8 protein-coding genes are annotated in these 6,780 nt (G+C 59.4%); all 8 read right to left on the reverse strand.

The features are described from left to right. Positions 1-131 precede the first annotated feature (131 nt). The 8 genes from A3754_RS07410 to fabG all read right to left on the reverse strand — a co-directional run bounded on the left by A3754_RS07410 (position 132) and on the right by fabG (position 6,611). On the reverse strand, positions 132-479 hold the full coding sequence (locus A3754_RS07410) for a PilZ domain-containing protein (RefSeq protein ID WP_007148593.1): 348 nt from the start codon (positions 477-479) through the stop codon (positions 132-134). A gap of 51 nt (positions 480-530) precedes the next feature. Beyond that, a complete protein-coding gene (locus tag A3754_RS07415; RefSeq protein ID WP_063519202.1) occupies positions 531-1,538 on the reverse strand; it encodes a DNA polymerase III subunit delta' in 1,008 nt (335 codons plus the stop codon). Next, positions 1,529-2,155 (reverse strand): dTMP kinase, encoded by a 627-nt coding sequence (gene tmk / locus A3754_RS07420; protein ID WP_063519203.1) that lies wholly within the window; start codon positions 2,153-2,155, stop codon positions 1,529-1,531. The genes A3754_RS07415 and tmk overlap by 10 nt, the downstream gene beginning before the upstream one ends. Continuing rightward, positions 2,155-3,210 (reverse strand): endolytic transglycosylase MltG, encoded by a 1,056-nt coding sequence (gene mltG, locus A3754_RS07425; RefSeq protein WP_063519204.1) that lies wholly within the window; start codon positions 3,208-3,210, stop codon positions 2,155-2,157. The genes tmk and mltG overlap by 1 nt, the downstream gene beginning before the upstream one ends. Before the next feature lie 10 nt (positions 3,211-3,220). Beyond that, positions 3,221-4,033, reverse strand: coding sequence for an aminodeoxychorismate lyase (gene pabC, locus A3754_RS07430; protein ID WP_063519205.1), 813 nt, complete (start codon positions 4,031-4,033; stop codon positions 3,221-3,223). Then, the gene (gene fabF / locus A3754_RS07435) at positions 4,033-5,271 is read right to left on the reverse strand and encodes a beta-ketoacyl-ACP synthase II (protein WP_082872386.1); all 1,239 of its coding nucleotides are present in this window, start codon (positions 5,269-5,271) and stop codon (positions 4,033-4,035) included. The genes pabC and fabF overlap by 1 nt, the downstream gene beginning before the upstream one ends. A gap of 188 nt (positions 5,272-5,459) precedes the next feature. After that, on the reverse strand, positions 5,460-5,693 hold the full coding sequence (gene acpP, locus A3754_RS07440) for an acyl carrier protein (RefSeq protein WP_007149764.1): 234 nt from the start codon (positions 5,691-5,693) through the stop codon (positions 5,460-5,462). Positions 5,694-5,879: 186 nt separating this feature from the next. After that, positions 5,880-6,611 (reverse strand): 3-oxoacyl-ACP reductase FabG, encoded by a 732-nt coding sequence (gene fabG / locus A3754_RS07445; RefSeq protein ID WP_063519207.1) that lies wholly within the window; start codon positions 6,609-6,611, stop codon positions 5,880-5,882. Positions 6,612-6,780 lie beyond the last annotated feature (169 nt).

A 6,780-nucleotide genomic window follows, 5' to 3' on the forward strand; every position in this document is an offset into this window, starting at 1 on the left:
GGATTTAGCTTCTAGCTTCTAGCTTCTAGCTTCTNGCTTCTAGCTNCTAGCTTCTAGCTTCTAGCGTCCGGCGTCCGGCGTCCGGCGTCCGGCGTCCGGCGTCCGGCGTCCGGCGTCCGGCGTCCGGCGTTCTACATCGTATGCGTCGGTCGATCCGATTCCAGCGAGCCTGCCAGGTGATTTTCGATGGTGACGCGGGCAGTGTCATCCTGGTCAGAGAACTGCACGCCGATCCCGGCACTACGGTTACCTTGAGCGCCTTTGGGCGTGATCCAGATCACCTTGCCCGCCACCGGAATCTTGTCGGCTTCGTCCATGATATTGAGCAGCAGGAAGATTTCTTCTCCCAGCTTGTATTGCTTTTCGGTGGGAATAAACAGGCCGCCATTGGTAATGAAAGGCATGTAGGCCGAGTACAGCACCGCTTTGTCTTTGATGGAAAGCGACAGAATGCCACTACGACCGCCGGGCATTTTCATGAACGAGCCTCTTACGAAATTATTATTAATCTTTGAACAGTCGGTTCAAGGTTAGTGCGCTGCTGCCGCAGCGTCAACGCCCACCAGCACCAGCAACCACTGCTCGTACAGCAATTCCTTGTTGGGGTTGGCCCCGGACAGCAAGGCGCGGCGCCCTTCCAGCACCCGCTGGGCAGCCCGCAACAAACGCGCCGGTGGCACCGCCTTGCTGAGTCGCTCCAGCAGTGGAGCCAGGGATGCGTCGGCGCTCTGCTGGCCGGAGAAGCGCTGATTCAAACAGCGTGACAACCAGCCATAAATCACCCCGGCCATCTCGGTAGGGTCATGCTTGGCGAGCACCGGCGACGCTTGCGCCACCGACTGGCGCCCTTCTGCCACGCTGACCAGGGTATCGAGCAAACGGGCCCGGTCGGCAAACCAGTCCGCCTGCTCCAGTGCCAGCGCCTGTAGCGGCGCCCCCTGGGCGGCATCCAGTAACGAAGCCGCACTCTCGCCCACCTGGCTCTGCAACCACTGCAGCGCCTGGTCCTGCTCCGGTAACGGCAAGGTGCGCTGCTGGCAACGGCTGCGAATGGTCGGCAATAACAGGGTCGGCTGATCACTGACCAGCAGCAACAAGGTCTGCGCGCCCGGCTCTTCCAGGGTTTTCAGCAAGGCATTCTGGGCATTGCGGTTGAGCGCTTCTGCAGGATAGACAATGGCAACCCGGTAACCACTGTACTGAGCGGTGCGGGTGGCAAACGCCACCAGCTTGCGGACCTGATCAATCTTGATGGTTTTGCTTTTTTCTTCCGGGCTGAGGCGGTGCAGATCGGGGTGAGTACCAGCGGTGCTGAGCTGGCACCCCTGACAATGGCCGCAAGGCAGCCCTGCGGAAGGTTTCTCGCAAAGCAGGGTCTGGGCCAGGGATTCGGCCAAGCGTAGCTTGCCGATACCTTTGGCACCGGTCAGCAACAGCGCATGGGGCAGCCGCCCCTGGGCGTGCTGGTCAAGCAACTGCGCCATGACCTCGCCATGCCAGGGACACGGTGCCTGAACTTTTGCGCCGGTTACGGCCATGCCAGCATCTCCTCGACTATCGCGCCCAGCTGCTGCTGTACCGACCCCAAAGGCTGCCCCGCATCCACGGTGCGGAACCGGCCAGGCTCCTGGGCTGCACGGGCCAGATAACACTGGCGGATACGTTCAAAAAAAGCCCGGTCTTCCTGTTCGATGCGATCCAGAGCGGCACGTTTACCGGCACGTGCCATGCCCACATCTACCGGCACATCAAACAGTACGGTCATGTCCGGGCGGGTGTCGCGAATGACCAGGCTTTCCAGGTCGGCAATGGCTGCGCTGTCCAGCCCTCGCCCTGCCCCCTGGTAAGCCCAGGTGGCGTCCACAAAACGATCACACAGCACCCATTCGCCACGGGCCAGTGCCGGGCGGATCTTCTGCTCCAGGTGCTGCGCGCGGGCGGCGAACACCAACAGCAACTCCGTATCATCCGCCATAGGTTCATCACCGGGCGCCAACAGTACACCACGGATCGATTCCGCCAAGGCGGTGCCGCCGGGTTCGCGGCTCACTGTCACCGTCTTGCCGGCGGCTCTGAGAGCGTCGGCCAGCCATTCCAGATTGCTACTTTTGCCCGCGCCCTCGCCGCCTTCCAGGGTGATGAAACGGCCACTCATTATCCGCCTCCGGGTGAAGAACGGTAGCCTTCACGGCGTTGCAGCTGATACTCACGCACGGCTTTGCGGTGCTGGGCCAGGGTTTTGGAAAAAGAATGGCTGCCATCACCACGGGCCACGAAATACAGGGACTCGGTTTTCCCCGGGTTCACCGCCGCCAGAATGGCTTCCCGGCCGGGCATGGCGATAGGAGTGGGCGGCAACCCGCTGATCACGTAGGTATTGTAAGGGGTAGCGCGACGCAGATCGGAGCGGCGAATATTTCCGTCATAGGCCTCCCCCATGCCGTAGATCACCGTCGGGTCGGTTTGCAGGCGCATGCCCTTGTTCAAACGATTGGTAAAAACGCCAGCAATTTCCGGACGCTCTTCCGGCACGCCGGTTTCCCTTTCCACGATAGACGCCATGATCAGGGCTTCGTATGGGGTGTCGTAGGGCAAATCCTTGGCCCGCTGCTGCCAGGCAGCGTCGAGAATACTTTCCTGGCGCGCCAGTGCCCGGGCCAGGATGGTCAGGTCTGTGGTGCCACGGGTATAAAAATAGGTTTCTGGCGCAAACCATCCCTCCGGGTGGCGGTCCGGACGCCCCAACTCCGCCATCACTTGCTCGTCGGTCAACTCTTTCAGGCGGTGACTCAAGGTCTCCTGGGAGGCCAGCCGGGCACGTAATTCGCGGAAGTTCCAGCCTTCCACCAGGGTCAGGCTGCGTTGCAGCACATCACCGCGATCGATTTTCTCCAGCAGAGACAACAACGAGTCGCCCGGCTTGAGCTGATACTCACCCACATGCATACGGCCGTCCATGCCAGTGAAAGCGGAATAGATTCGCGCTCCCACCCGGCGGAAACGGGCTTCCAGGCCCTCACCCAGGATGCCCTCCTCTTTGAGGTTATACAGCACACGGCTCAAGCCGGCGCCCCGGGGCACTTCCACCGTTAATGCTTCAGAAACCGGTAATGGGCGGTGTAGATAACTGCTGACCCAGGCCCCCGCCACAGGTACAGCGACTACCAGCAAGACAACCAGCAGTCCAAAAATACGGATTTTTTTGCGCATAGTGCGGTTATTAGACCTTCAGTGAGCCGGCCAAAAAGGTTTCTGTCGACTGTTGCAGTTCCCGGACCGATGCCAGCACCGGCCAATGCCATTGCGCCAGTTTACGCACCGGGAGCACGCCGACAACACTGTTACACAGAAACAGTCCATCGGCTGTGCGCAGCTGTGACAGTGGCCGCAGATCACAGACCACTTTCTCGCCGCGTTGCAGCAATGTCTCGTGCAAGTGCGCCCGCATCACGCCGGCCACACCAGCTCCGGCAGCATCCAGATCCGGCATCCACCAGTGATTGGCAAAGCGGGCAAAGAGATTCATGGAAGTGGCTTCCAGAGGCTGCCTGCGGGTACTGAGCAGCAACCCTTCGTCCCAACCCTGCCGTGCCACTTCCCGGCGTGCCATGACCTGTGGAAGACGGTTCAGATGCTTGAATCCGGCCAGCAGGTCAGGATACAGCGGAGCCTGGCAAAGTCCCAGCACCAGGCCTTCGCGGCGATGGCGTTCAGGCCAGACGGGCAAGCCGCCGCTCTGCCACACAACCGTGGGCTGAGCGGGTACCGGGGGCAAATATCCCCGACCGCCGACACCGCGGGTGACCGTGAGTTTTACCACCCCGGCCTCACCGGCAAGCGCAGCAACGCCCTCGTTAAGGGCAGCGTCCAGTCGGGATTCATCGGGCAGCGCAATGCCCAGTGCTCGCAGCCCACCAACCAGGCGGGCACGATGCCGCGGCCACAAGGGCTGTTCACCGGAGGCGGCCACGCGCACGGTTTCGAACACACCGTCTCCGTAGGCGAAACCGCGGTCACGGGGATTCAGTGGCATTACACCTTCTTGAACAGCAAGGTGCCGTTGGTGCCACCGAAACCGAACGAGTTGGACAGCGCGTAGTTGATGGTACGTTCCTGCGCCTGGTTCGCCACGAAGTTCAGATCGCAGCCTTCGTCCGGGTTATCCAGATTGATGGTGGGCGGTGCCACTGAGTCGCGTATGGCCAGAATGGAGAAAATCGCCTCCACTGCACCCGCCGCACCCAGCAGGTGCCCGATCATGGATTTGGTGGAGCTGACCGCCAGATTATGGGCATGGTCGCCAAACAGAGTTTTCACTGCCATGGCTTCCGCCACATCCCCCATTTGCGTGGAGGTGCCGTGGGCATTGATGTAATCCACCTGGGTCGGCTCGACACCGGCATTGCGAAGCGCATTGCGCATGGCCCGCATGGCGCCGTCGCCACCTTCCGCCGGGGAGGTGATATGGTAGGCATCATCACTCATGCCAAACCCTGCCAGCTCCGCATAAATCGTGGCGCCACGGGCCTTGGCGTGCTCGTACTCTTCCAGCACCACCGCGCCGGCACCATCGGCCAGCACGAAGCCATCCCGATCCTTGTCCCAGGGGCGACTGGCGGCTTGCGGGTCATCGTTGCGAGTGGATAGTGCGCGGGCGGCGGCGAAACCGCCCAGCCCCAGCGGCGAAGAGCCTTTCTCGGCACCGCCGGCAACCATCACGTCCGCTTGCCCCAGCACAATCTGCTGAGCAGCAAAGCCAATATTATGGGTGCCAGTGGTGCATGCCGTTACCGTGGCAAAGTTGGGACCTTTCATGCCGTACATGATCGCCAGATTGCCCGCGATCATATTGATAATCGTGCCCGGAACAAAGAACGGTGACAGCTTGCGGGGGCCGGAATCGAGCAGCTTGCGGTGGTTATCTTCGATATTGGTGAGGCCACCGATACCGGAGCCGATCGCCGCCCCTACACGCTCGGCATCTTCCTTTTCCATATCCAGGCCCGCATCGCGTACGGCCTGGATAGCTGCTACCAGCCCGTACTGAACAAAGACGTCCATTTTGCGAGCGTCTTTGGGAGACAGGTACTCGGAAATATCAAAGTCAGGCACCAGGCCAGCGAAACGGGTAGCAAAGGGCTCCGTATCAAAGTGCTCGATATTGCGAATGCCACTCTTGCCCGCCTTGATACCTTCCCAGGTAGAAGCCACATCGACTCCCAGCGGCGTGAGCATTCCCAACCCTGTAATAACGACTCGACGTGACGTCACCCGATTACCTCCCAATCCATTATTTTGGCGCCATTTAACGGCCTTAATGCGACAAGATTACTACAAGCCAACCCACAACTGGTCGCCGTAATGTAAGAAAACGTCACTTGCCGCCGCAAATATTCTGGCCACAAAAAAGCCGCAAGCTCATCGAACCTGCGGCTTTTCTGTTATTCGAACGACCGAACTCAGCTGTGCGCTTTGATGTAATCCACAGCGGATTGGACGGTGCTGATTTTCTCAGCTTCCTCGTCCGGAATTTCGGTTTCAAATTCTTCTTCCAGGGCCATCACCAGCTCAACGGTGTCCAGGGAGTCTGCACCCAGATCTTCAACGAAGGACGCTTCTGATTTTACGTCTTCCGGTTTAACACCCAGTTGCTCAACGATGATTTTGTTTACGCGTTCTTCGATGCTGCTCATGATCGTATTACTCTCCTGATTAATGGTGTGCTAGCACCTGTCAGCGGCTATTCTAGGTGAACGCTGTTTGCGCTTGCAAGCCGACTGGACCGATGCCTTTCCTTGAAGTTTTTCCAAATATTTTCTTCTGCGAAAACAGTCAATTAGACAGCTTTCCCAGAAACGTTCGGATGCCCATTTTTTGAGCTACCCGGTAAACATACCCCCATTGACGTGCAAAGTGGTTCCGGTTACGTAACCACCGCCATCACTGGCCAGCCAGGCGACAGCACTGGCAATCTCCGCCGGCTGCCCCAGGCGCCCCAGGGGAATCCCCTGCAAAAGCGCCTCTTTCTGGGCTTCCGGCAAAGCCTCTGTCATGTCCGTCTGGATAAAGCCCGGCGCAACAGAATTCACCGTGATGTTACGTGAGCCAAGCTCGCGAGCCAACGCCCGGGAGAAACCTTCCACACCGCCTTTGGCTGCCGCATAGTTGGCTTGCCCGGCGTTACCCATGGTACCGACCACCGAACTGATATTAATGATCCGGCCCCAACGCGCCTTGGTCATGCCCTTCAAGCATGCCTTGCTAACGCGATAAAGGGAATTCAGGTTGGTATTGATGACATCTTCCCACTCATCTTCCTTCATCCGGAGCATGATGTTGTCGCGGGTAATGCCGGCGTTATTCACCAGCACCAGAGGAGCACCGAATTCATCGTTGATGCTCTTGATCGTCGCGTCCACCGATTCCTTGTCCGCGACATTGAGCACTTTGCCGGCACCGTTTTCGCCCAGTGCATCGCCAATGGCAGCGGCCCCTTTATCCGTGGTGGCCGTGCCGATAACGAAGAAGCCGTCGGCAATCAGCTGTTCGGCAATCGCCCGGCCAATCCCCCGGCTTGCGCCAGTGACCAGCGCCACTTTCTTTTCCGACATTCTTATTCTCCTTGCAGGGCCGCCGTGAAAGCCGCCTCTGTTTCCAGCGGACGAGCCGCCAAATCACGATCAATGCGTTTCACCAGCCCGCACAGCACCTTGCCTGGACCACACTCATAGAGATGCCCAGCACCCTGCTCTTTCAGTGCCTGGATGGTTTCCACCCAGC

This window comes from Alcanivorax sp. HI0083 (assembly GCF_001635175.1).

What these genes read in the sequence shown, in the direction of transcription:
- fabG (WP_063519207.1), bottom strand. Translation starts at nt 6,611, where the DNA reads ATGTCGGAAAAGAAAGTGGCGCTGGTCACTGGCGCAAGCCGGGGGATT.
- pabC (WP_063519205.1), bottom strand. Translation starts at nt 4,033, where the DNA reads ATGCCACTGAATCCCCGTGACCGCGGTTTCGCCTACGGAGACGGTGTG.
- mltG (WP_063519204.1), bottom strand. Translation starts at nt 3,210, where the DNA reads ATGCGCAAAAAAATCCGTATTTTTGGACTGCTGGTTGTCTTGCTGGTA.
- A3754_RS07415 (WP_063519202.1), bottom strand. Translation starts at nt 1,538, where the DNA reads ATGGCCGTAACCGGCGCAAAAGTTCAGGCACCGTGTCCCTGGCATGGC.
- acpP (WP_007149764.1), bottom strand. Translation starts at nt 5,693, where the DNA reads ATGAGCAGCATCGAAGAACGCGTAAACAAAATCATCGTTGAGCAACTG.
- A3754_RS07410 (WP_007148593.1), bottom strand. Translation starts at nt 479, where the DNA reads ATGAAAATGCCCGGCGGTCGTAGTGGCATTCTGTCGCTTTCCATCAAA.
- tmk (WP_063519203.1), bottom strand. Translation starts at nt 2,155, where the DNA reads ATGAGTGGCCGTTTCATCACCCTGGAAGGCGGCGAGGGCGCGGGCAAA.